Annotated in this window: 25 protein-coding genes; 9 read left to right on the top strand and 16 right to left on the bottom strand. The window is 42.2% G+C overall.

The annotated features are described in order from the left end of the window. Positions 1–83: 83 nt before the first annotated feature. The 4 genes from SST62_RS0108775 to truA are packed head-to-tail and all read right to left on the bottom strand — an operon-like array spanning position 84 to position 2603. Entirely contained in the window at positions 84–647 is a 564-nt protein-coding gene (locus tag SST62_RS0108775; protein ID WP_029171966.1) for a TIGR01440 family protein, read from the bottom strand. After that, positions 628–1113 (bottom strand): ECF transporter S component, encoded by a 486-nt coding sequence (locus SST62_RS0108770; protein ID WP_029187044.1) that lies wholly within the window; start codon positions 1111–1113, stop codon positions 628–630. The genes SST62_RS0108775 and SST62_RS0108770 overlap by 20 nt, the downstream gene beginning before the upstream one ends. Beyond that, positions 1103–1864 carry a bifunctional hydroxymethylpyrimidine kinase/phosphomethylpyrimidine kinase gene (locus SST62_RS0108765; RefSeq protein ID WP_029187043.1) on the bottom strand — a complete coding sequence of 254 codons (762 nt, stop codon included), beginning with the start codon at positions 1862–1864 and terminating at the stop codon, positions 1103–1105. The genes SST62_RS0108770 and SST62_RS0108765 overlap by 11 nt, the downstream gene beginning before the upstream one ends. Further along, complete coding sequence (gene truA / locus SST62_RS0108760) at positions 1854–2603, bottom strand: tRNA pseudouridine(38-40) synthase TruA (RefSeq protein WP_029187042.1); 750 nt, start codon at positions 2601–2603, stop codon at positions 1854–1856. Before truA ends, SST62_RS0108765 begins: the two co-directional genes overlap by 11 nt. A gap of 166 nt (positions 2604–2769) precedes the next feature. Between truA and SST62_RS0108755 the strand changes: the two genes are divergently transcribed. From SST62_RS0108755 to SST62_RS0108730, 6 genes are all read left to right on the top strand, one after another. Beyond that, positions 2770–3225 carry a Fur family transcriptional regulator gene (locus tag SST62_RS0108755; RefSeq protein WP_014636557.1) on the top strand — a complete coding sequence of 152 codons (456 nt, stop codon included), beginning with the start codon at positions 2770–2772 and terminating at the stop codon, positions 3223–3225. A 162-nt stretch (positions 3226–3387) separates the two neighbouring features. Next, on the top strand, positions 3388–5256 hold the full coding sequence (locus SST62_RS0108750) for a heavy metal translocating P-type ATPase (RefSeq protein ID WP_029187041.1): 1869 nt from the start codon (positions 3388–3390) through the stop codon (positions 5254–5256). Positions 5257–5387: 131 nt separating this feature from the next. Next, positions 5388–5912, top strand: coding sequence for a hypothetical protein (locus SST62_RS0108745; RefSeq protein WP_029187040.1), 525 nt, complete (start codon positions 5388–5390; stop codon positions 5910–5912). Between the two features lies 1 nt (position 5913). Then, the gene (locus SST62_RS0108740; protein ID WP_015646430.1) at positions 5914–6129 is read left to right on the top strand and encodes a helix-turn-helix domain-containing protein; all 216 of its coding nucleotides are present in this window, start codon (positions 5914–5916) and stop codon (positions 6127–6129) included. A gap of 1 nt (position 6130) precedes the next feature. After that, the gene (locus SST62_RS0108735) at positions 6131–6637 is read left to right on the top strand and encodes a DUF2975 domain-containing protein (RefSeq protein WP_029187039.1); all 507 of its coding nucleotides are present in this window, start codon (positions 6131–6133) and stop codon (positions 6635–6637) included. An 11-nt stretch (positions 6638–6648) separates the two neighbouring features. After that, the gene (locus tag SST62_RS0108730) at positions 6649–7119 is read left to right on the top strand and encodes a hypothetical protein (RefSeq protein WP_029187038.1); all 471 of its coding nucleotides are present in this window, start codon (positions 6649–6651) and stop codon (positions 7117–7119) included. Between the two features lie 36 nt (positions 7120–7155). Here SST62_RS0108730 and SST62_RS0108725 read toward each other — a convergent pair whose 3' ends face one another. The 12 genes from SST62_RS0108725 to SST62_RS0108665 all read right to left on the bottom strand — a co-directional run bounded on the left by SST62_RS0108725 (position 7156) and on the right by SST62_RS0108665 (position 19221). Further along, complete coding sequence (locus tag SST62_RS0108725) at positions 7156–7827, bottom strand: amino acid ABC transporter permease (RefSeq protein WP_029171960.1); 672 nt, start codon at positions 7825–7827, stop codon at positions 7156–7158. Between the two features lie 292 nt (positions 7828–8119). Beyond that, on the bottom strand, positions 8120–8995 hold the full coding sequence (locus tag SST62_RS0108720) for a transporter substrate-binding domain-containing protein (protein WP_029187037.1): 876 nt from the start codon (positions 8993–8995) through the stop codon (positions 8120–8122). A gap of 123 nt (positions 8996–9118) precedes the next feature. Then, positions 9119–10567, bottom strand: coding sequence for an amidase (locus SST62_RS0108715; RefSeq protein ID WP_029187036.1), 1449 nt, complete (start codon positions 10565–10567; stop codon positions 9119–9121). Positions 10568–10577: 10 nt separating this feature from the next. Next, on the bottom strand, positions 10578–11405 hold the full coding sequence (locus SST62_RS0108710; RefSeq protein ID WP_029187035.1) for a lipoate--protein ligase family protein: 828 nt from the start codon (positions 11403–11405) through the stop codon (positions 10578–10580). A 128-nt stretch (positions 11406–11533) separates the two neighbouring features. Continuing rightward, a complete protein-coding gene (gene dnaJ, locus SST62_RS0108705; RefSeq protein ID WP_029187034.1) occupies positions 11534–12670 on the bottom strand; it encodes a molecular chaperone DnaJ in 1137 nt (378 codons plus the stop codon). A 197-nt stretch (positions 12671–12867) separates the two neighbouring features. Continuing rightward, positions 12868–13500: a DJ-1/PfpI family protein gene (locus tag SST62_RS0108700; protein WP_029187033.1), complete on the bottom strand. Its 633-nt coding sequence runs from the start codon at positions 13498–13500 to the stop codon at positions 12868–12870. Positions 13501–13711: 211 nt separating this feature from the next. Then, a complete protein-coding gene (dnaK, locus tag SST62_RS0108690; RefSeq protein ID WP_002943084.1) occupies positions 13712–15535 on the bottom strand; it encodes a molecular chaperone DnaK in 1824 nt (607 codons plus the stop codon). 340 nt (positions 15536–15875) lie between these two features. Continuing rightward, entirely contained in the window at positions 15876–16388 is a 513-nt protein-coding gene (gene grpE / locus SST62_RS0108685; protein ID WP_029187032.1) for a nucleotide exchange factor GrpE, read from the bottom strand. 12 nt (positions 16389–16400) lie between these two features. Beyond that, entirely contained in the window at positions 16401–17435 is a 1035-nt protein-coding gene (hrcA, locus tag SST62_RS0108680) for a heat-inducible transcriptional repressor HrcA (protein ID WP_029187031.1), read from the bottom strand. 166 nt (positions 17436–17601) lie between these two features. Continuing rightward, positions 17602–18105: a DUF2812 domain-containing protein gene (locus SST62_RS0108675; protein WP_029187030.1), complete on the bottom strand. Its 504-nt coding sequence runs from the start codon at positions 18103–18105 to the stop codon at positions 17602–17604. After that, entirely contained in the window at positions 18095–18418 is a 324-nt protein-coding gene (locus SST62_RS0108670) for a PadR family transcriptional regulator (RefSeq protein WP_029187029.1), read from the bottom strand. The genes SST62_RS0108675 and SST62_RS0108670 overlap by 11 nt, the downstream gene beginning before the upstream one ends. A gap of 107 nt (positions 18419–18525) precedes the next feature. Beyond that, positions 18526–19221 carry a histidine phosphatase family protein gene (locus tag SST62_RS0108665; protein WP_029187028.1) on the bottom strand — a complete coding sequence of 232 codons (696 nt, stop codon included), beginning with the start codon at positions 19219–19221 and terminating at the stop codon, positions 18526–18528. Positions 19222–19568: 347 nt separating this feature from the next. Between SST62_RS0108665 and SST62_RS0108660 the strand changes: the two genes are divergently transcribed. The 3 genes from SST62_RS0108660 (at position 19569) to SST62_RS0108650 (ending at position 21994) form a co-directional block, all read left to right on the top strand. Continuing rightward, complete coding sequence (locus SST62_RS0108660; RefSeq protein ID WP_228376857.1) at positions 19569–20183, top strand: TetR/AcrR family transcriptional regulator; 615 nt, start codon at positions 19569–19571, stop codon at positions 20181–20183. A 114-nt stretch (positions 20184–20297) separates the two neighbouring features. Then, positions 20298–21239 carry an ABC transporter ATP-binding protein gene (locus tag SST62_RS0108655; RefSeq protein ID WP_029187026.1) on the top strand — a complete coding sequence of 314 codons (942 nt, stop codon included), beginning with the start codon at positions 20298–20300 and terminating at the stop codon, positions 21237–21239. Positions 21240–21253: 14 nt separating this feature from the next. After that, the gene (locus SST62_RS0108650; protein ID WP_029187025.1) at positions 21254–21994 is read left to right on the top strand and encodes an ABC transporter permease; all 741 of its coding nucleotides are present in this window, start codon (positions 21254–21256) and stop codon (positions 21992–21994) included.

The raw sequence follows: 21994 nt of genomic DNA, 5'->3' as shown, positions 1-21994 counted from the left end.
GAAATGTTTAAACGTATTATATTTTAAAGTTTTGTATTTGTCAACTACTTTGTTCAAAAAAAATCACAACCTTCTGGCTGTGACTAATTTTTCCGTATCTGATCTTCCTGATAGGCCGCACGAGCACCACCGATCAATTTTGGACGGCTGGCAAGGGCGGTGACATGGGCCTGGCCGATCTCACGCAAGCTTGGTCTAATTGGCACTTGGACGTGCTTGATATGCATACCAATCGCCGTATCACCGATGTCCACACCCGCCTGAGCCGTAATAAACTCCACTTCGACTGGATCCTTCATATACTTGAAGGCAGCCAACTGTCCAGAGCCTCCTGCATGAAGGGTGGGGAGGACATTGACTATTTCCAAATCTTTCTGGATAGCCAATTCCCGCTCCACTACCAAGGCACGATTGAGGTGCTCACAACCTTGGACAGCTAGGTAAATGCCCTTGGGAGTCAAAATATCCAGAATGGTTTCGACAACGGCTTCGCCAACCTCCAGACTGGAATTTTTGCCAATATGCCCTCCAATGACCTCACTAGAAGACAAACCCAGTACAAAAATCTGACCCTTTTGAAGATTGCTGAGTTCTAAAATCTCTTCGACAACTTGCTTAGTTTGGTCTTTAATTTCCTTTAATGACATGATTTACTGCACCAATTCTTTCTATTGCCTGAGCCAAGATATAACCTAGTACCAAACCAACTGTGTTTTGCAGGGTATTGCTCATCAGACTTGTAACAGCGTCAGCTACATTATACATGAAACTAGATGCCACAAAATAGCCACCAATCATGGAAAGACTGGCGAAAATGATGCCCAGAAAACGTTTCTTACCCGTCCATCCTGCAAAATAACCCTGAGCACCGTGGAAAAGCAAGCTAAAGAAAGCCCACTGGGGATAACCCAACAAGAAATCAATCAGAAGCCCTGACAGTCCGCCGACAATGGCTCCTTCTTTCTTGCCCAAGTAAAAGGCAGTAAAGAAAACTCCAACATCCAGCAAAGATGTAAAGCCATTTGGAGTTGGTACATGGATAAATGCTAGAACCAAGGTCAAAGCCGTTAGAATGGCCAGCAATACAAGTTCTTGCGTCTTTTTATTTCTCATACTGAATTACCCCGTATTGATCTGATTTTAAGATGGCTGCATGGACAAAGTCCTTGGATAATTTGACTGCCTCCAAAGAGTTCTGACCTAGCAAGAGCTGACTGGCAATGCTGGACGCAAAGGTACAGCCTGCCCCCACATTGTTTTCTGAAAGTAGGGGAGACTTGAGCACCACCACTTCCTTCCCGTCATAGTAAACATCGACAGCCTGTGAACCTCCCAAGCGATTGCCCCCCTTGATGACCACCGACTTGGCACCCAAATTATAAAGCGCCACCGCAGCCTGCTCCATCTCTTCCACCGTTTGGATGTCTTTTTGGAGCAATAGCTGAGCTTCTGCCAGATTTGGCGTGATGATGCTGACATAGGGAAGGAATTTCAAGAGTTCATCCCTCAGCTGGCTGACCTCGGTATCATGCGTTTCCTTGCAGACCAAGACCGGATCCAAAACCACTGGAATATCCTGATGGGCCTTGATAAATTCCAAGGCCTGCTCTGCTATTTCCACCGTCGGAAGCAAGCCAATCTTGATGGCTGAAAAGGGCACATCCTTCAAACTAGCCAGTTGCTGGGCAAACACCGCTCCATCTGTCGGAATGACCTCGAACCCTTTTTCCGTCATAGCCGTCAAGCAGGTCACCGCCACAAAACCATGCAGTCCATGGACTGTGTAGGTGGTCAGGTCTGCATGGAGGCCGCCACCGCTGAAAATATCATTGCCCGAAAGCGCCAAAATATACTTAGTCTTCATAGATAATCTCCTTTAGATAGAGCCCATTTCCTGCCGCAGTCGGACCTGCCAAACCACGATCTTTTTCTGCCAAAATCCGCTTAATCTGCCCCACAGGCATGCGACCATTACCAATTTTCAAGAGGGTACCGACCATATTCCGCACCTGCTTGTACAAAAAGCCATTGCCTGAAAAGGTAAAAATCAAGAACTGGCGTCGCTGGTCATACTCCATTGTCGCCGCCGTGATGGTCCGCACCTTGTCCTCGACTGAAGTCCCCGATGCTGTAAAGCCTGTGAAATCATGAGTCCCCACCAGATCCTGAATGGCTTCTTCTATCAAGCCCAAGTCCAAATCATAGGGATAGAAAGTCGCATAGTGCCGCATCATGGGATTCTTTGGCCGGCCAATGTCCACCAGAAATTCATAGGTCTTGCTGTGCTTGGCATAGCGGCAATGAAAATCACCCGCCACTTGCTCCACCTGGACCACATCAATATCTTCAGGGGTCTGGGTATCCAGGGCAAAGCGGAGCTTCTCAGTATCTCGACTGCCAGCCAAGTCAAAGTGTATAACCTGACCGTAGGCATGTACTCCTGCATCTGTCCGACCTGCACCATGAACGGTCACTGGCCGGCCACTATTCAATCTTACTAACGTTTTTTCGATTTCTTCCTGAACCGTACGAGCATGGGGCTGGCGCTGAAAACCAGAAAAATCATGTCCATCGTAGGAAATAATTGCCTTATATCTTGTCATGTTTTGATTGTAGCACAGGAAAAGTATGTAAACAAGTCACGAGACACCAAACTGTCCTATGACAGATTTCCTGTCTCAAAATTGACACAACCTCCCAAATACACTATAATGAAACTGAATATTGTATCTTAGAATTTTTATAAAATAATAACGAAAGGAGGAAACTATGGAACTCCATTCTCACCTCAATGCAGAAAACCAAACTGCTTTTGAACACGTCATCCAACATCTAAAAGAAAAGGGTGTACGCATTACCGAAACTAGAAAAGCAGTCGTTGCCTATATTATCGAAAGCGATGACCATCCTAGTGCTGAGATGATTTATCAAGATCTACTACCTAACTACCCCAACATGAGCCTGGCGACTGTTTACAACAACCTCAAACTTCTATTGGAAGAAGGGTTTGTGACTGAATTGAAACGGACCAATGATAATACAACTTATTACGACTTTATGGGGCACGAGCACCTCAATGTTATTTGTGAAGTCTGTGGAAAAATCACTGATTTCATGGATGTAGAAATCCCGAGCTTGAAGAAGGAAGCTCATACCCAAACTGGTTACAAAATTACAAAAGAGGTACTATCCATCTACGGCATTTGTCCTGATTGCCAGGGCTAAAAGACGAATATCAAAGCGGCTTTCTGTCGCTTTTTTATTTTTCCTTTGAATTATCAGAATAATCTTATTTAGAATTATTATAAATAACTTGACTTTCTTTTTATAATTGTTATAATTAACTTAGTTAAATGATAATAATTCTAAATAAGGAAACAACAAACTATGACACTCGTAACCAACCTTAAACAACACAGCCACATCATCACAACCGCTCTCTGCCTAGTATTTATACTAGTAGGAATTCTCCTGCTACAGACTGGACAGGGATGGGCACCCATCCTCTTCATTTCAGCCTTTGTTATCGGGGGCTACCAGTCTGCTAAAGAGGGGCTTGCCGAGCTCATTTTCGACAAACATCTGTCAGTTGATGTCTTGATGATTTTAGCTGCTATCGGTTCTGGAATTATCGGCTACTGGATGGAAGGGGCTCTACTCATCTTCATCTTCTCCCTTTCTTCTACTTTGGAAGAATTAGCCATGGAAAAAAGCAAGAATGCCATCGCAGCTTTGATGAACATGACCCCTCCAACTGCCCGTAAAGTCGAGGAAAATGGTGATATTACTGTCTTAGACACCGCAGCCATTCGCATCGGTGACCTCCTGCAAGTCCGCAAGGGCGATACGGTCCCACTGGATGCAACCCTCATCAGCCCACAATCGATTTTTGACGAATCCATGATTACAGGCGAGCCGCTTCCTGCGGAAAAAGCAGCTGGTGCGGCTGTTATCGGCGGTACTATCAACCAAGGACCAACGGTGACCGTTCAAGTTACAGCTGAAAAAGGCGATGCCCTCTTCGATAAAATCGTCCAAATGGTTGAAAATGCCCAAGAATCCAAATCAAAAACGGCGACTTTCATTGAAAATATGGAAGATACCTACGTCAAGGTTGTTTTGGTGGTGGTGCCGCTCTTCATTCTCTTTGCTCATTTTGCTCTGGGTTGGGACTGGTTGACTGCCTTCTACCGTGGCATGATTCTCTTGACCATTGCTTCTCCATGTGCGCTTGTGGCTTCTTCTTCACCGGCGACACTTTCTGCCATCAGCCGTGCGGCACGTAAGGGCATGATTATCAAGGGCGGTGACATTGCGGATAACATCGCCAATTTAGAGGCCATCGTCTTTGACAAGACAGGTACCCTGACCATTGGTAAACCTGAAGTTGTAGGAGCAACCTATCTTGGCGATGAAAAATTCATCAAGCAGGTTGTTCAGGCAGTTGAAAAACAATCAAGTCACCCAATCGCTCAAGCTCTCATGACCTATACGGCTGACAGCTCTGCTATTGCCCTCCAAAGCCTAGAAGACGTGACCGGTAAAGGCTTAGTGGCGAGCTATCAAGGCGACAGCTGGAAGATCGGTAAGGCGGGCTTTGTGGTGGATAGCTTGGTGAGTCCCTTGTCTGCTGACTTGCTAGCACAGATCGATGAGGCGGAGAGCACTGGGAAAACCCTGGTCTATGTCAGCCAAAATAATGTGCTGGCGGCGATCTTCATGGTGGAGGATAGTTTGAAGCCAGAGAGCAAGCAACTGATTGCCCAGTTGAAAGAGATGGGCGTGACGCCAATTCTCCTGACGGGCGACCAAGAAAAGACGGCTCGTTACGTGGCGAGTCAGGTCGGCATTGACCGTGTGATTGCCAACTGTCTGCCAACGGAAAAGGCTTCTGTTATCCAAGAACTGCAAACCGAGTTTACGTCTGTCGGTATGGTGGGCGACGGTATCAACGATGCTCCTGCCCTGGCTCAAGCCAATGTCAGCTATGCCATGGGAAGCGGAACGGATATCGCTATGGAGTCTGCCGACATCGTGCTCATGGAAGACCTGACACGGATTCCTTACTCCATTCGCCTCTCTAAGAAAATGCGGGGTATCATCAAGCAGAACATCATTTTTGCCCTGTCTGTCATTGCCCTTCTTATCATCTCTAACCTCTTCCAGTCTATCAACCTCCCGCTCGGTGTGGTTGGTCACGAAGGATCAACGATTTTGGTGATTTTGAATGGGTTGAGACTCTTGTATTTTAAATAACATCAAACCGCCAGCTACTTGGCGGTTTTCTTATTATTTTTTTAAAAAAACGCTTGCATTCCAAAAATTATTGTTTTATAATAATTTTGAAGATAATATTATCATAAAACAATAATAATCGGAGGTTTGCTATGAAAACGAATCTACTCAAAACAGCAGGATTGGTTGCTGCATGTGTTCGCTATTTCTTCTATTTTTTGATTGCTCTCTATGCCTTCTCTACATTGGCAGGTTTTAGCGGGGATTCTTTTGTAACACGTTCTTGGGAATACACCTTTAACAAACCCATTGACCAGATTGGTGTCTGGCTCATCCTTTTAACAAGTGGATTAATCTTAATTGTCTTAGCGGCTCTCAGTCACATTGCCCACTTGCTTCAAAAGTTATGTAAATTTCTTCTGGAAGAAGATTACTTCGCTTCAGCTAGCCTTGCCCTTTATCAGAAACTCTTCATCAGTTTGCTGGTCTTAACTGCTGGTCAATTTTGCCTAACCAGCTTGTTCGTCCTGATAAATGCTGCTGGACCAAACAACTTCCTCAATCTGCGTTGGTCAGATTTTATCCTCAATGCTCTCTTTATCTTCCTGACTTATTTTGTCTGGACCTTAGTACAAAAGGGGCAACAACTTGAAACCGAGAACAGCGAGTTTATCTGATATGGAAATGATTCGCGTAAACTTAGACAAGGTCCTCAAAGACCGACAAATGACTTCCAAGGACTTGGCGGAGCAAGTCGGCATTACCGAAGCCAACCTATCCATTCTCAAGACAGGCAAGGCAAAAGGCATTCGTTTCAATACCCTGATGAGCATCTGCCGAATCCTAGACTGCCAACCAGGGGATATTTTGGAATATGTGAGTGAGGGGAAATAGCATGAACAAAAAGATATTTTTCAACATCGTCATACAGTTGCTAACGTTTATTCGTTATGGATTGATTGCCTTAACAGGACTGATAATTTTGGCACTTCTTATTCTACTTATAGGTGGGAAACCTATTCAAAATAGTCTACAACTAACTGTCCCCTTGCCTATCATTGTTATTATTCTAATCATAAGTATCCTATTGGTAGCCTGCTTCATCTACCTAGCTACCATACTCAAAAAATTGATTATCAACTTTCAGAAAGGAATTATTTTCTCAACTGAAAATGTAGTCTATACAAAGATAATTTTAGGAACTCTGATCGCATGGACTAGCATACAATTTGCAAGTGCTTTTTTCCTATCTTACCTAGACTTAAAGAATGTAAGTGATTTATACGATTTTTCACTCAGTGATTACTTCATAAATGGTGTACTGATTATTATTGCATTACTAGCAAAAATGGTATTGGAAAAAGGTGTACTTTTACAAGCTGAAAACGATGAAATTATATAAAGGAGCCCATGATGAAAAAGTATATTTCCCTCATTGTACTCTGCATGATGATACCTTGCTTAAATGCTTGTCACTCTGTCACTTCAGAAGTTAATAAAGAAATGCAAAACGAGCTAACAGCAGCTTCCATCGAAACAGAAAAAGCTCTAAAAACAAACGAAAGTCTGGCTAAGATTGAGAACTTTCAGCAAATTGTCGAAATCGCGGCATCCAAAGGAGACTTCTCTCTTGAATCGCCTTTCTCTGGCAAAATCTATTTAATGGCAACAAAAGAAAATCTCGCGAAACTCTCAAAAGAAGAGTTTACTCTAAATGAACTTAGTTTCTCAACTATCGATACTGGTAGTAGCAATGATTTTAATATTCGCTATAAAAAACAGACTTACTTCACTGTTCAAAGCTTATCCGTGCAAGATCTGGAGGATTTCGAATACACCAAATCCTCTCCCACTTCCGCTATTCTTGTGTTCTATCCAAACTAGCAAAAATTCCTCGATTCAACTGAACCGAGGAATTTTTTAATAAGTCGCCAAGCGTTTTTCTAGTTGTAACTGACCAAATGCATAAAGGGTACAGATGACCCAATAAATAAGGGCAACACAGATATAAACTGTCATGTAGTCAGACTTGGCTCCGCCGACTATCTTGGCCTTATTGAAAATCTCTGGCACCGTAATCATAGCTGTCAGAGAGGTACTTTTGACCATGTCTAAGAGGACGTTGCTAAGGGGTGGAAGGGCAATGCGAAAGGCTTGAGGAATGATGATTTTTCGATAAATCACATTGGTCCGCAAACCCAGGGAACGTGCCGCTTCCCATTGCCCCTTATCAATGGCTGAAAGAGATGCACGAATAATTTCAGAAATGTAGGCACTGGACATGGAAGTAAAGGCGATGATAGAGGCTGTTATGGCATCTAACTGCAATCCCATAAAGGGCAGACCAAAATAGATGAAGAAAAGAAGAACCATGAGGGGAATACCACGCATGAGAGAAATATGGGCCATAGCCAACCAACGCAAGGGTCCAAACTTAGACATCCGCATGAGGGCTACAAAAAATCCACAGAAAGTCCCCAAGGCAAAACCAATTAGGGATAGGGATAGAGTGTAGGGAAGTCCCTCCAAAATCTGTGGAATAGCCTCTCTTGCAATATCTGCATTAAAAACTGCCTGCCAGTTAATATCCATATTTTCTCCTCTTTCCTAAAAACCAGATAGACCTTGCCAGTCTGTGACTGACAAAGTCTATACAAGATGCATTTATCGTCATTTAGTTTTTCTTTTATTACTTCGACGTAAGAGGAAACTCCGTTTCCTTATTTCCAACTTCAAACACTCCACTGGACTGTTTGAACTCGCCTTGCCTGATTTTGTAAAAGTGACTTGCTTTGCAAGTATTATCTCCAACCTCCGAAGGTTCCCCGAACCTTTGGAGCGAGTACTAAAAGTAAACTAAAAGACTATAATTTTATATTAATTCTTATTCAACTTCGATAACTGGCAATTTATCAGCATTTTCAACAGGGATTGTCAAATCTTGTCCTGCATAGTATTTCTCAGAAATTGCCTTCAAAGTTCCGTCAGCTTTCATTGCTTCAAGAGCTTGGTCAATTTTTTCTTTCAAGCTTGTGTCAGCCTTGCTCATGACAATACCTTGTTCAGTTGGATTGTATTTTGCATCACCCATCTTCACTTTGATGTCTGGGAAGTTAGCATTTGCCCATTTGATGGCCATGACTTGTGTGTAGTAGTCGTTTGGAATGAAGTCTGTACGACCTGTTGATACATCACGCAAATAGACATCGTTGGTCACATTGTCATAAATAACTGGCTCTGCACCTTGCTTCTCAGCAATTTTCATATACTGAGTACCAGCTCCACCACCTGCTTTTTTACCAGCCCAGTCACTTAAGTCTGCAGCTTCAATACCAGAAGATCCATCTTCACGAACGATGTAGCCGCCAACTGAATACTTGTAAGGGATAGAGAAGTTATACTTTTCCTTACGAGCTTCTGTCATGTCAAAGTTGTTCACAGAAATATCGACTTTCCCACTGTCAACAGCTGTAAAGGCTTCTGCCACACCGATTTCTTGGTATTCGATTTCCAATTTCAAACGTTTACCAATTTCATTGATCATGTCAATTTCATAACCGACCAATTCTTTAGCATCGTTGTAGTAAGAAGTTGGGAAGAGGGTACCTGGTGTTGCAACCTTCAAGACACCTGCTTCTTGTACTTTTTCCCATTGAGTTTGTTCAGCAGAAGAACTGCTAGTATTAGAACTTGAGCTAGAACATGCTGCCAAGGTCAAGGTAGAAACCAAGAGAGCTGAGGCCAAAACTTTTTTCAACATAAAACAATCTCCTTTGGAAGCGATGGCTTCCTTTTTACTTTTTCGGTGTTAACCCACCAACTTTTACAGGTTAACATTTTGGAAACGTTTTGGCAAATAATTGAACTGAAAAAATGAATTCCCTTACAAGTTGAGTAAATCTGCTGCCTCCATTTGGTCTGCCAACTGCAAGAGTAAATCCTCTCGTCCCTTGGCTGCTGTCAATTGGATGCCGATTGGCAAGCCGTCAGCCCGCACATAAGTTGGCAGACTAATCGAAGGTTGTCCTGTGATATTTGCTTGCTGGGTAAAGGGTGTCCAGGCCAGACTTTCTGCAAACATCTCCCAAATCAAACTCTGCTGCTCTGCCATTGCCAACTCCTGAATATACAACAAGCGGTCCAGCATCTCTTGCGAGTGAGTGAACTGGTCTAGCTTAGGAGCCACATCTGCCACGGTCGGCGTCAGAAAGAGGTCGTAGTGCTGGTGAAAGTCCGCCATACTGGCACTGTAGCGGTCCCAATCCTGCAGAACCTTGGAGTAGAGCTTGGCTGGAATGGTTTGTCCACTCTGGTAAATGGCCCAGGTCATGACTTCCATGTCATCAGGTGTCATGGGCCGACCCAACCCTACCTCTATCTCTTCAAACATCTGGGCTGTCTCGACGCTGTTCATCAGATAATAGGCCTGCATGACTTCGATACCGTCCAGGATAGGACTTGATAGCTCTGTGACTTGGTGTCCCAAGGCTTCCAGCTGAGGCAGAAGGGACAAGACAGCTTGTTTGGCATCAGCAGAAACCGAACTGCCAATTGGCGATTCTAGACCGTAGGCAATTTTCAGGGGCTTGTTCCTGGATGAAAAGAGAGACTGCTCAGGCAGAAGAGCCAAAGGAAAGGGAGCCTCGACTTGATAGGTCTGCAAGTGATAGAGGAGGCGTTTGGTATCGCGAACCGACTTGGTCAGAGCAAAGTTGCTGGAAGCTCCCTGCCAGCCACGATAGGAATGTGGTCCGACCGGAATACGGCCCCGACTGGGCTTTAGACCAATCAAACCGTTGAAAGAGGCGGGAATGCGAATAGACCCTCCACCATCCGAAGCAGCTGCCAAGGGAACCATGCTCGAAGCCACCGCTGCTGCTGCACCACCACTGGATCCACCTGCATTGCGACTCAGATTTAGGGGGAGCTTGACCGGCCCATGAAGGTTGGAGTCTGATATATTCTTAAAACCAAACTCTGGCGTATTGGTCCGCCCCAAGATGATAAAACCGAGATTCTTGAAAGCCTGCACCAGTCTGTCTGTGTGACCTGCACGGTAATCCTGAAATAGACGTGAGCCTGCTGTTGACAATTGCCCCGCTTCATTTTGCCCCAGATCCTTGAGCAAGAAAGGAACTCCAGCAAATGGCTTGCCCAGATAGTCTTCTTTCTCCGCTTCTTTCAAGGCTTCTTCATATTGCTTGCTGACAACCGCATTGAGGTCGGGATTGAGTTTTTCAATCCTGTCAATGGATTCTTGCACCAACTCCTTGGCAGAAACCTGTTTTTGATTGACAGCCTGGGCCATAGCTGTCGCATCTTTCCATTTCATAGATTTTCTCCTAAATTCCATATTTTTCCATAGACTGCTTGATGGTCTTTCCGAGCGCCATAAAATCAGCCATGTTGTCCGACGAGGGATAAAAGGTGGTCAGAAAAGATCCGTTTTCAATCAAGACACGCTCAATTCGTGTTTTCATATCCTCCACCGTCACATCCTGACCGACCAAGTCTGACAGATTGGCCATCGAATCCGGATTTACTTGCGGAAATCTGTCCGATACTTCTTGCGGAGCAAAACTGGCTGCATAAAAATCAGCCACCACTTGCCCTCGTTTGACTTGATTGCCTGACACACTGATATAGGCAGAAATAGCAATGGCCTCTTGGTAAATCCGCTGGGCCAATCCAGCAAACTTCTGCCCCTTGATGCTAAGGTCGTAGGTCCCAGGACAGTAGGAAGTTGCCACCTCACCACTGACCACCTCGAAGGGAAAATCCGAAAGCGCCTGAGCAATCAAATCCACCATGACCTGATAAGACTCCCGCAAATCAACCTTATGACCAGCAGGATTGGGCAAAATCAGAGTGACATTCAAAATCCCTTCATCCGCAACGACTGCCAAACCGCCCAAACTCCGAATGATAGGACTGTAGCCTGCCTGACCAATACTGGCTAAGCCCTTGTCCAGCTGGGCAACCTGACTGTCCATCATCCCCAGAATAACCGTTTGGTCCATGGGCCAAAAATGTAAAATCCCTGTATTGGACTGACGATTGACCTCGCGCAAAAAGACCTCGGTCCACACCAGTGGCCCCTGTTTCAAACCCGTCAAGCCAGACCGATCTTCGTATTTTTTTATGGTCTTATTCTCAACCCAAGATTTCATTCGTAAGCGTTCTCTTTCCTTTATTAAACTTATTTTATCACAAACTATTTGTATAGGAGAGTGAAAATGCTTCTGCGTTTTTTCTGAAAAAAGAAAAAGACTAGAAATTATCCAGTCTTCATCTCGATTTATAAATCCTCAAAGGCATCTTTTACCTTGTCAAAAAATCCTTTTTTATGGGGTTTGACATCAATATTTCCTGCTGCCGCGAATTCTTTAAGAGCTGCTTTTTGGCGATCATTCAAACCTGTCGGAGTGACGATATTGACCGTCACATATTGGTCACCGATGGCACCACCGCGGACACTTGGGGCACCTTTTCCTTTGAGTCGGAAGGTCTTACCAGTCTGGGTACCTTCAGGAATGACCATATCTACATCACCGTGAACCGTTGGCACATGAACTGTGTCACCAAGTGCTGCTTGGACAAAGTTGAGGTCTAATTTATAGTAAATGGTTGTCCCTTCACGTTCAAACTTGTCTGATGCCTGAACTTGAACTACAACGTAAAGATCTCCGTATGGGCCACCATTGAAACCAGCTTCACCTTGACCTGCCAAGCGAATACGTTGACCAGTTTCCACACCAGCTGGCACCTTAACCGTCACAGTATGGGCTTGTTTTTCATGACCAGTTCCATGACAGGTTGTACATGGGTCTTTGATTTGTTTTCCGCGACCATGACAGACATCACAGGTCATTTGACGGCGCATGGTTCCAAGTGGAGTTTGGGTGTCCACATTGATCACTCCAGAACCATGACAACGCCCACAGGTTACAGGACTAGTTCCAGGTTGGGCACCTGAACCTGTACAGGTTCGACAAGTTGCCTCACGGTTATAGGAAACTTCACGTTCCACACCAAAAATGGCTTCTTCAAACTTCAAGTTGACCGCATACTGCAAGTCATCCCCTTGACGAGGTGCATTAGGATTGCGCGTCGCACCACCTCCACCAAAGAAGCTAGAGAAAATGTCTTCAAAGCCACCGAAACCTGCTCCGTCGAAACCACCGAAGCCACCTGCTCCACCACCGAAGCCTCCATTGGCGCCCGCAGGACCATACTGGTCATAGGCAGACCGTTTTTGAGGGTCGCTCAGAGTCTCATAAGCCTCTTGGACCTCCTTGTATTTATCCTCCGCACCCGGATCCTTATTAATATCTGGATGGTATTTTTTTGAAAGCTTCCGATAAGCCTTCTTAATCTCGTCTGGCGAAGCATTCTTAGAAACACCAAGACGATCGTAAAATTCTGTGTTGTTCATAGTTTATGATACAAAAGGCGTTAAGAAAACCGTATGAAAATAGGAAACTGACGCAGTGTGTAAAACACACTAGGAAGTTTATCTTTTTCACTAGGTTTTTAGCCTGTGTTCGAATAAACGAACTTGTATTCCTTTCTTTGAAAATTAGAAAGTAGCCCGTGTTCAGTCGAGAACACTTTCCTTTCTATAAAAATTAGCTAAGGCATTTTTTCAAATGTCACTTTGAACTCTTCAAATTCTTTGTCAGATAGCTCAAAAATAAAATCTTCCTCAGAGTAATTGTCCAACTCTTTAAAACACCTACTTGCATCTTCAACCAAAGCAAGACTGGTCAAAACCTGACGAGAAAAGGCATTGACTGTAAAACCTGTTCCTGTAATGATATTGCCATCCTCACAGACTGGTAAGGGACGAAAATTTTCCCTAGGCAAAAAATCAAAATAGTCGATAAAATTTTGCCAAATACCACCTGTGTAAAGAGTCTGTTTCAACAATCCAGCCTTGGCAAGTAGGATAGGTGCTGAAGAAATTGCTGCAATTTTGATTGGCTTACCATCTAAACCTGCAAGAAATCGAATGAGGCATTCATCTCGTAAAGCCTGAGTAAAGTCAATCATCCCTGGGCAAAGAATACAATCATATTCCTCTATATTTACCTCTTCTAAGGTTTTATTGGCATAACAAGGTAGACCGTCCTCCGAATAAATCGTTTCCTTAGTGGAAGCAATAAAATCAATCTTTCTCCCAAAGTTCAACACCAATATGCTAGTCAACGGAGCTATCTCATAAAGAGAAAAATTAGGATAAAGCAAACAAGCAACTTTTTTCATGAAAAACCTCCTCATTAGCTATTTGCCCAAAAACAGAGGCTGGGTTGCAACCTCTGTGATTGGAAATTTTATTGACGAATGATTTCTATTCTCGAGAAGATGAGAACTGAGTTCGAGCTAAGAACTTCTGAAAAAAGATAACTTTCCTTAGAATGCAAGCATTCAGCGTCAAGTTCCTATTTTTCTGTCGTTCTTTTTACGCTCTCACATCTTATTTTTCAGTAAACTCGCCGTCTACGACATCATCGCCTGCGTTGTTAGCTGTTTGGGCACCTTCTTGTCCTGCGGCTGCTTGTTGTGCTGCTGCGGCTTGTTCATAGAGTTTCACTGCAAGAGCTTGGGCTTTTTCGTTGAGGTTTTCAAGTTTCGCTTTCATGTCGTCCAAGTTGTTAGCCTCTTGAGCTGCTTTCAACTCATCAAGAGCTGCTTGAGCTTGGTCGCGTTCTGCGTCGAAGCCTTTGCCTTCAGTTTCTTTCAGCGTTTTCTCAGTCGCAAAGATTGCTTGGTCCACATCGTTACGAAGGTCCACTTCTTCCTTACGTTTCTTATCTGCTTCCGCGTTTGCTTCTGCATCTTTCATCATGCGGTCGATTTCTTCATCTGTCAAACCTGAGTTAGACTGGATAACGATGGTTTGTTCTTTTTGTGTACCAAGGTCTTTGGCTTTTACAGAAACGATACCGTTCTTGTCGATGTCAAATGTTACTTCGATTTGTGGGATACCACGAGGTGCTGCAGGGATGTCTGTCAATTGGAAGCGACCAAGAGTCTTGTTGTCTGCTGCCATTGGACGCTCACCTTGAAGCACGTGGATATCAACAGCTGGCTGGTTATCTGCCGCAGTTGAGAAGACTTGTGACTTAGAAGTTGGGATGGTTGTGTTGCGGTCGATAAGTTTTGTAAATACGCCACCCATTGTTTCGATACCGAGTGACAATGGAGTTACGTCAAGGAGGACAACGTCTTTGACATCACCAGTGATGACACCACCTTGGATTGCCGCACCCATAGCAACAACTTCGTCAGGGTTCACAGATTTGTTAGGCTCTTTACCAGTTTCAGCTTTAACAGCTTCTACAACAGCTGGGATACGAGTTGAACCACCGACAAGGATGACTTCGTCAATTTCTGACAAGCTAAGGCCTGCATCTGAAAGAGCTTGACGAACAGGTACTTTTGTACGTTCTACAAGGTCGTAAGTCAATTCGTCGAATTTGGCACGTGTCAATGTCATTTCCAAGTGAAGCGGACCTGCTGCCCCTGCAGTGATGAACGGCAAGCTGATTTGAGTTGATGTTACACCTGAAAGGTCTTTCTTAGCTTTTTCAGCCGCATCTTTCAAACGTTGAAGGGCCATTTTGTCAGCTGACAAGTCGATGCCGTTTTCTTTCTTGAATTCTGCTACCATGTGGTCGATAATCTTTTGGTCAAAGTCGTCACCACCGAGCTTGTTGTCACCTGCTGTTGCAAGTACATCAAAGACACCGTCACCAAGTTCAAGGATAGATACGTCGAAAGTACCACCACCAAGGTCAAATACCAAGATTTTCTCGTCTTTGTCAGTTTTGTCCAAACCGTAAGCAAGGGCTGCTGCAGTTGGTTCGTTGACGATACGTTCTACTTCAAGACCTGCGATTTTACCAGCGTCTTTTGTTGCTTGACGTTGGGCATCGTTGAAGTAAGCAGGAACAGTGATAACGGCTTTGGTTACTTTTTCACCAAGGTATTCTTCAGCGTAGCCTTTCAAATATTGAAGGATCATAGCTGAAATTTCTTGTGGTGTGTATTCTTTGCCGTTTGCTGAAACTTTTTCAGAAGTTCCCATTTTTGATTTGATAGAAATGATTGTATCTGGGTTAGTTACCGCTTGGCGTTTTGCCGCATCACCAACGATGATTTCACCATTTTTGAAAGACACAACAGACGGAGTTGTGCGGTTTCCTTCTGGGTTTGCGATGATTTTTGATTCAGTTCCTTCAAGAACTGCAACTGCTGAGTTTGTTGTACCTAAGTCAATACCGATAATTTTGCTCATTATAAATACCTCTTTTTTAAGTTTTTTCTACTACATCATTAGTTAGGTTTTACCCTACATAATATTTTCGCCTAGTTTAACGACATTTCGGTCAGGTTTTCTTTTTTGGAAAATAGCAGAGCGACCTTAGTGTTTCAGTTTACTTTTATTACTAGCTTTAACAGTCTTTGAATAGACTGTTAAAGGTGGGGAATAAACGAATGAAATTCGTACTACTGCCGAAGACAGTACTGGAGTACGGCAAGGCGAGTTCAAATAATCTCTTTTATTTGAAGTTGGAAATAAGGAAACGGAGTTTCCTCTGCCGTCGAAGTAATTAAAGATAAACTGGAAGACTAAGTTATTCTGATACCACCACCATAGCAGGTCTCAACAGACGTTCATGCAACTTGTAGCCTTTTTGGAAGACTTGTGCGATGTGTTCTGCTGGGCAGTCGTCTGTGGCTGGGACGGTTTGAATGGCCATGTGAAGATTTGGGTCAAAGACATCTGTTGCGACTTCTTCTACCCCTTCTTCTTTGAGGGCTTGAATCAAGCTTTCCTGTACCATTTCCAAGCCTTTTTTGACATCTTCTGTCAGGCCTTCGACTTGAAGGGCACGCTCCAAGTTATCCAAGCTCGGCAAGATTTTCTTGGCCAAGTCTTGCGAACGGTAACGCTGAATGTTTTGGCGTTCCTCGTTGGCACGGCGTTGAATATTTTGCATTTCAGCGTGGGCACGGAGGTACTTGTTTTCAAATTCCTCTGCACGCTCATTTGCCAAATCCAATTCTGATTTTTCAGGAGCTTCGACAACTTCTTCTGTTGTTTCAACCTCTTCTACGATTTCTTCGTTTTTGATTTCTTCTGACAAAGCATTCTCCTTCTAATTTACCTCATAATGATTACTACTTAGATATCGGTAGTAATCGGTTAATTTCATAAATAGGACGCGGCTGATGATGTTAATCAAACTCATCTGCCTACGGTAGTCCATGTCAACAGGACCAAGCAAACTCATCTGGGCCATGCCCCGATAGGGGATTGGAAAGCGATGATGAATGACTGTCACATCCGCTAGGGCAGGATCCCTATGTTCCGCCACAGAAATGCTGGTCTGCTGGTTTGGCGCCAAGCCTTGCCGCAACTCTGGGGCTAATAGCTGTGGGCTATCCAAGAGCTGATAGGTGGCGAGATTGCCATAGGTCAGCGAAGCAACCTTTCCACTGATAAAGACTGGTTCTTGGAAGAGATTGGAAAAGATGTAATCCATCAGATCCAAGACATTGTCCGTCGTGGTAAAGTAACGTTGCACCACCTGGGGAATCTCCGTCCGCAGCTTGTAGTGGATTGCCAATACCGTCTGGTCAACGAAGCGTTCATCCACCAAGCGTTTGAGCACTTCCAAGTCCCTGGTCAAAAAGTTCTTGGGAATGGCAAACTGGACGGTAACAGGTTTGGACTGGTCCAAGGTCAAGACTGCTAGAGCATCGTGGCTACTAAGCTGCACGATGTCAAAGGAAGTCAACTGCTGACTGGTCGGCTCCACATCTAAGATGACCGAAGTGTAGCCTGTCAAATCCGCTAGGACTGTACTGGCCCGCTCCAAGATGTCTTCCAACTTGAAGGCTTCAAAATCGAAGGCCTTGACCACCTGATAAACATCTTCTTCATTGATGTTTTCCAAGTTAAGCGAGTGATTGACAAAGTATTGAAAACCAGCCCGACTGGGCATCCGACCGCTTGAAGTATGAGCTTTTTCTAGCAAGCCCAACTGCTCCAGCTTAGCCATATCATTGCGAATGGTCGCCGAACTAGAAGCAATCATCTCCTGTAAGGCTTTAGAACCAACTGGCTCATGATGGCGCGTAAACAATTCAACAATCAGATTCAAAATATCATTTTGACGTTGGGTAATCATCTCCGCTCCTTTCATGAACAGTGTTGATTTTTATATTTTTAGCACTCTATAACGATGAGTGCTAAACTTTATACTCCCATTATACGCCGAAAAAATGGATTGTCAAGAGAAAAAGACAAAAAATTAGCACTCTTTTACCTAGAGTGCTAAAAATCAGTCTGAGGACCTAGTTGTTTTTTACAAGTCGATAAAAACGGTATCCAATCAACAGCAAGAGAGGGATATAGATAGCGGAAAGAATAAGTGTAAGTACATAATGATGCTCATTCAGATTCACCCCTATCAAAATGAAATAAAGTCCTAAGGATAGTAAATAACGTCTTTGGATGATTGTTTTAACAAATTCCACTTTGCTTTCCCTATCGCCGTATATCTCAAGATCTCCCTTTACAGCTGCCTTCCTAAAAATAACGAAGTTTTGGCATGATGTGACAAATTCCCAACCATAGTCCTCGTACATGCGTAGATAGGATTCTCTATCCTTGTTTTTACTTTCTTTAAAATCAACTTGGTAGGCGACATCCTCTGGCTCACATTTTTCAAAATGATAAAACAAGCTCCAGCTAATTTTAACTAGCTTCCACCCCTTCTTATGCATTTCACTAAGGTAGCGTGCCTGTTGATTGAAATCTGTGATAAAAAATACTTTACATTCTGTCTTAGTTTCCATAACTTTCCCCCTTGCTATTTCGATAAAGGCGTTCGATTCGAGCCAATTCTATGCCTAGAATTTCTCGACCTGTTGCTGTTATTTTGTAAAACTTTCGCTTGTCTTCTTCTCTGACAAAGGCAATCAATCCGTCCTTCTCCATTTTCGACAGGGTGCCGTACATGGTTCCCGGGCTAATCACGACCTGACCTGCCGTGACTTCCTTGGTCTTCTGGGTAATATCGTAACCATGCCGTTCTTCCTGTAAATGAAAGAGAATATAGAAGGCTGTCTCTGTCATGGGAACATAGACGCGTTTTAACTTATCGTTCATAAAACTCCTTTCGCACTACGATACATCGAACTTCGATATACAAATTGTATCGCATCTCGATACATAAGTCAACAAAAAAATCAGAGAAAACTCCCTGATTTTATATCTTATTCCCCTTGGGCAATCAATTCTGCTCCGCGTTTGCGGTAGGATAGGTCGCCAACTGCTTCAATTAAAAGCTTGCCATTTTCGTATTTGAGGACGGTGATTGAGCCGTTATCGAGGAAGACATTGGCTCCACGCTCTGGCTCCAACAAATGAGCCAGGGTTGCAATGGTCATACCGTGACTGACCACAAGGGCATTGCCGCCACCTTGCTTTTCCAAGTCTTGGGCGATAGCCTCAAAGCCTGTCAAGATACGATTGCTCAAAACCTCCCATGATTCCGCCCATCCAGCGGTGTCTGCTTCTTGGATACCTGCTGCGATTTCCGCAAAGGACATGCCTGTCGCATCAACTGTCCCTTTCAAACGAGGCAGGACACCTTGAAAAAGCTCGGCATCATACATGCCCTCGAAACTACCAAAGCACCATTCACGGATACGCTTGTCTTGGTAATATGGGATTTTTCCCAAAATTCCCAACTCACGCTGGGCAATGGTCATGGTCTGAACGGTCCGCCCCAGGTCACTGGATACGGCTAGTTTAAATTCAAGACCCGCATCCTTGAGCCCCAAGCCCAGTTCACGAATTCCTTCCTCACCAGCCTTGGTCAGCGGTGTATCACACCAACCCTGCACGCGCCCGATGGTATTAAACATGGTTTTCCCATGTCGAGAAATATATAATCTTACATCTGCCATAGTGTTCTCCTTGTCTTTTCTTACTATTAATACCCTTCGAAAATCAAAAGCAAACGTTGTTGACTTGATTTGATGAACTCCAGTTCTATCTGCATCTGCGTCGCCTAGCCTGCTTTTGATTTTCATTGAGTATAAGTATAGCAAAAAACCGACTGCTTGTCGCAATCGGTTTGGAGAAAAATTGGAGTCCCATTTATTTTATTCTATTGAATTATGAGTTTATTATAATATATAAAGATGTCTTTTAGGTGAATTTTTGTTCATATATTCTAAATATCAATTCAAAATATGAGATAGGGTTCAGAAAAATGCTTGAAAACAAAATTTAAATGAGTTATAATTCATGTATGGAAATAAAAAATTATGTTGAGGTAACAACTATGGCAAAAGATGATAATAAACAAAAATTAATAAAGGCTACAGACGCTCTCTTAAAGGATAGAAGCATAACTTCTATTACAACAAAAGAGATTACAAAGGCTGCAGGAGTTTCTGTGGGAGTTTTTTATAATTATTTTAGTAGTAAGGAAGATGTCTTTAAAGAATTAATCAAGACATTTTTCAACTATTCTTTAAAGCAAATGGAAGTCTTACGAAAAGAAGTTACAGGAAAAAATATTCGTTCAGAAATTAAATTCAAAGAATTTCTAATTAATGGAATAGATAATAATTGGGAAAATCGTTTTTTAAATAGTGATATTCTGTTACTTTCAAGAAAAGATGAAGAGTTTCAAGAATTAATGATGTATTTTAATCAAAAAATGGTTTCCATTGTTGTAGAGATACTTACAGTTATTAATCCAGAACTACAAGAAAATCCACCTTTTCTAGAAGCAAAAATGATTATGAATTTAATTCAGAATTCCTACCCTAGCTTTTCAAAATTTGGTAGTGAGGATGAAAAAGAGAGGTATATAGAAAAATTAGTAAATATTATTTTTAGTATTAGTTTCAATGAGTAAGAATTAGTTCTGATAATTTTAAAATGGATGGTTTAGAAATTCAAACTGAATTGATAAGAAAACAAGGTATGTTTAATATTAAAAAGGAATTATTAAAGAATGAGGGAAGAAATAATGGAAAATCTTTTAGAAGTCAAAAAACTATCAAAAACGTATAAAAACGGAAGAAAAGCATTAGATAATTTAAATTTTAATGTTACAAAAGGTGAGATTCTTGGTTTCCTAGGACCAAATGGTGCGGGAAAAAGCACGACAATAAATATTTTATCTACCTTATTACAATCTGATGAAGGCGAAATAATATATTTTAATAATGAAAATTTGTCCATCAAGGATGTAAAGAAACAACTCGGAATTGTTCCCCAAGAATTAGCGATTTATGAAGATATCTCAGCCTCACAGAATGTCAAATTCTTTGCTTCTTTATATGGAGTTAAAAAAAGTGAAATCAATGAAAAAGTTGAAAATGCATTAAAAAAAGTAGGACTTGAAGACAGAAAAGATGATAAACCGTCAACTTTTTCTGGTGGTATGAAAAGACGTCTGAATATTGCATGTGCAATAGCACACAGCCCTAAATTGATTATTTTTGATGAACCAACTGTGGGTATTGATCCACAATCTAGGAATCATATTCTAGATTCAATTAAGAATTTAAGGGATGAGGGAGCTACTATCATTTACACAACTCATTATATGGAAGAAGTACAACAAATTTGTGACCGTGTCATTATCATGGATGGAGGGGTAGTACTTTTGAATGATTCACTTGATGATATTTTAGAACATTATAGTAATTCTAATTATCAAGTTAGAGTAGATCAGCAGTTCTCTCCAGCAGTGTTAGATGAAATTCGTGAATTAACAAATGTTGAAGAGGTGAATCAAAACGGTGAGTTTGAGATAATCTTTAGTATAGGTGAGGAGGCCATGCCGATTAATGCTGTACTGGAGGTTTTAATCAAGTTCAATCTAAATATTACTAGTATTACAATGGTCAAGAAAAATTTAGAAGATGTTTTCTTGCTACTAACTGGGAAAAAATTAAGAGATTAATAGTGGGGTCTGTAATGTTAACAATAATGAAACAAGATACGATAAATCTTTTAAAGAATAAACCAATCATGATGTATCTACTAATTTATCCGGTTGTCCTGATATTAGTAACAGGGTTTGTATTCGGTTCGATTTTTAGTGACGATATTTTAACATCATATGATTATTATGGTGTTACGATGATGATTTATTTATCAATGGCAACTGTAATTATATTACCCGAATTATTATTTGGAAGTAACGTGAAGTATGCAAATTACAGGATTGTATATTCGCCGATTCCACGTTACAAGATTTATTTATCCAAATTAATCGTTTCTATTTCTATTTCGTATTTTATACTAGCAATTTATATGCTTGTTTTTAATAGCACAGGGTTAGTAAACTATGGTAAAACTAATATCGCCTATAGTTTATTACTTGACTTAGCTTTGGTAACCTTTTCTATCACATTTGGAGGTGCTTTCTGTGTGTTACTAAAAAGCGAAGATATTGCAACAAAAATTTTAAATTTAGCTATTAATGTTTTAGCAATTCTATCTGGTTTATTCTTTCCGATGTATATATTTGGGAAAAAAGTTGCTAATTTGTCTACCTTATCTCCAATTTCAAAAGTGATGTCAACATTTTTTAGTATCATTTACGATAAAAATTATAGTTCATATTTTAATACGTTATCAATTTTGTTACTATGTTCAGTACTATTTTTAATTATCATTCACTTTAAATATCGGCCTGAAAATTTTGGAGAGTAA

This window comes from Streptococcus suis YS56 (assembly GCF_000440115.1).
In the GTDB taxonomy this organism is placed as follows: Bacteria; Bacillota; Bacilli; order Lactobacillales; family Streptococcaceae; genus Streptococcus; species Streptococcus suis_L.
Note: the sequence above shows the minus strand (reverse complement) of the source record. Positions and strands in the feature narration are given on the sequence as shown.

Coding starts and splice junctions, on each gene's coding strand:
- SST62_RS0108775 (WP_029171966.1), bottom strand. CDS start 647: ATGTCATTAAAGGAAATTAAAGACCAAACTAAGCAAGTTGTCGAAGAG.
- SST62_RS0108770 (WP_029187044.1), bottom strand. CDS start 1,113: ATGAGAAATAAAAAGACGCAAGAACTTGTATTGCTGGCCATTCTAACG.
- SST62_RS0108765 (WP_029187043.1), bottom strand. CDS start 1,864: ATGAAGACTAAGTATATTTTGGCGCTTTCGGGCAATGATATTTTCAGC.
- truA (WP_029187042.1), bottom strand. CDS start 2,603: ATGACAAGATATAAGGCAATTATTTCCTACGATGGACATGATTTTTCT.
- SST62_RS0108755 (WP_014636557.1), top strand. CDS start 2,770: ATGGAACTCCATTCTCACCTCAATGCAGAAAACCAAACTGCTTTTGAA.
- SST62_RS0108750 (WP_029187041.1), top strand. CDS start 3,388: ATGACACTCGTAACCAACCTTAAACAACACAGCCACATCATCACAACC.
- SST62_RS0108745 (WP_029187040.1), top strand. CDS start 5,388: ATGAAAACGAATCTACTCAAAACAGCAGGATTGGTTGCTGCATGTGTT.
- SST62_RS0108740 (WP_015646430.1), top strand. CDS start 5,914: ATGGAAATGATTCGCGTAAACTTAGACAAGGTCCTCAAAGACCGACAA.
- SST62_RS0108735 (WP_029187039.1), top strand. CDS start 6,131: ATGAACAAAAAGATATTTTTCAACATCGTCATACAGTTGCTAACGTTT.
- SST62_RS0108730 (WP_029187038.1), top strand. CDS start 6,649: ATGAAAAAGTATATTTCCCTCATTGTACTCTGCATGATGATACCTTGC.
- SST62_RS0108725 (WP_029171960.1), bottom strand. CDS start 7,827: ATGGATATTAACTGGCAGGCAGTTTTTAATGCAGATATTGCAAGAGAG.
- SST62_RS0108720 (WP_029187037.1), bottom strand. CDS start 8,995: ATGTTGAAAAAAGTTTTGGCCTCAGCTCTCTTGGTTTCTACCTTGACC.
- SST62_RS0108715 (WP_029187036.1), bottom strand. CDS start 10,567: ATGAAATGGAAAGATGCGACAGCTATGGCCCAGGCTGTCAATCAAAAA.
- SST62_RS0108710 (WP_029187035.1), bottom strand. CDS start 11,405: ATGAAATCTTGGGTTGAGAATAAGACCATAAAAAAATACGAAGATCGG.
- dnaJ (WP_029187034.1), bottom strand. CDS start 12,670: ATGAACAACACAGAATTTTACGATCGTCTTGGTGTTTCTAAGAATGCT.
- SST62_RS0108700 (WP_029187033.1), bottom strand. CDS start 13,500: ATGAAAAAAGTTGCTTGTTTGCTTTATCCTAATTTTTCTCTTTATGAG.
- dnaK (WP_002943084.1), bottom strand. CDS start 15,535: ATGAGCAAAATTATCGGTATTGACTTAGGTACAACAAACTCAGCAGTT.
- hrcA (WP_029187031.1), bottom strand. CDS start 17,435: ATGATTACCCAACGTCAAAATGATATTTTGAATCTGATTGTTGAATTG.
- SST62_RS0108675 (WP_029187030.1), bottom strand. CDS start 18,105: ATGGAAACTAAGACAGAATGTAAAGTATTTTTTATCACAGATTTCAAT.
- SST62_RS0108670 (WP_029187029.1), bottom strand. CDS start 18,418: ATGAACGATAAGTTAAAACGCGTCTATGTTCCCATGACAGAGACAGCC.
- SST62_RS0108665 (WP_029187028.1), bottom strand. CDS start 19,221: ATGGCAGATGTAAGATTATATATTTCTCGACATGGGAAAACCATGTTT.
- SST62_RS0108660 (WP_228376857.1), top strand. CDS start 19,569: ATGGAAATAAAAAATTATGTTGAGGTAACAACTATGGCAAAAGATGAT.
- SST62_RS0108655 (WP_029187026.1), top strand. CDS start 20,298: ATGGAAAATCTTTTAGAAGTCAAAAAACTATCAAAAACGTATAAAAAC.
- SST62_RS0108650 (WP_029187025.1), top strand. CDS start 21,254: ATGTTAACAATAATGAAACAAGATACGATAAATCTTTTAAAGAATAAA.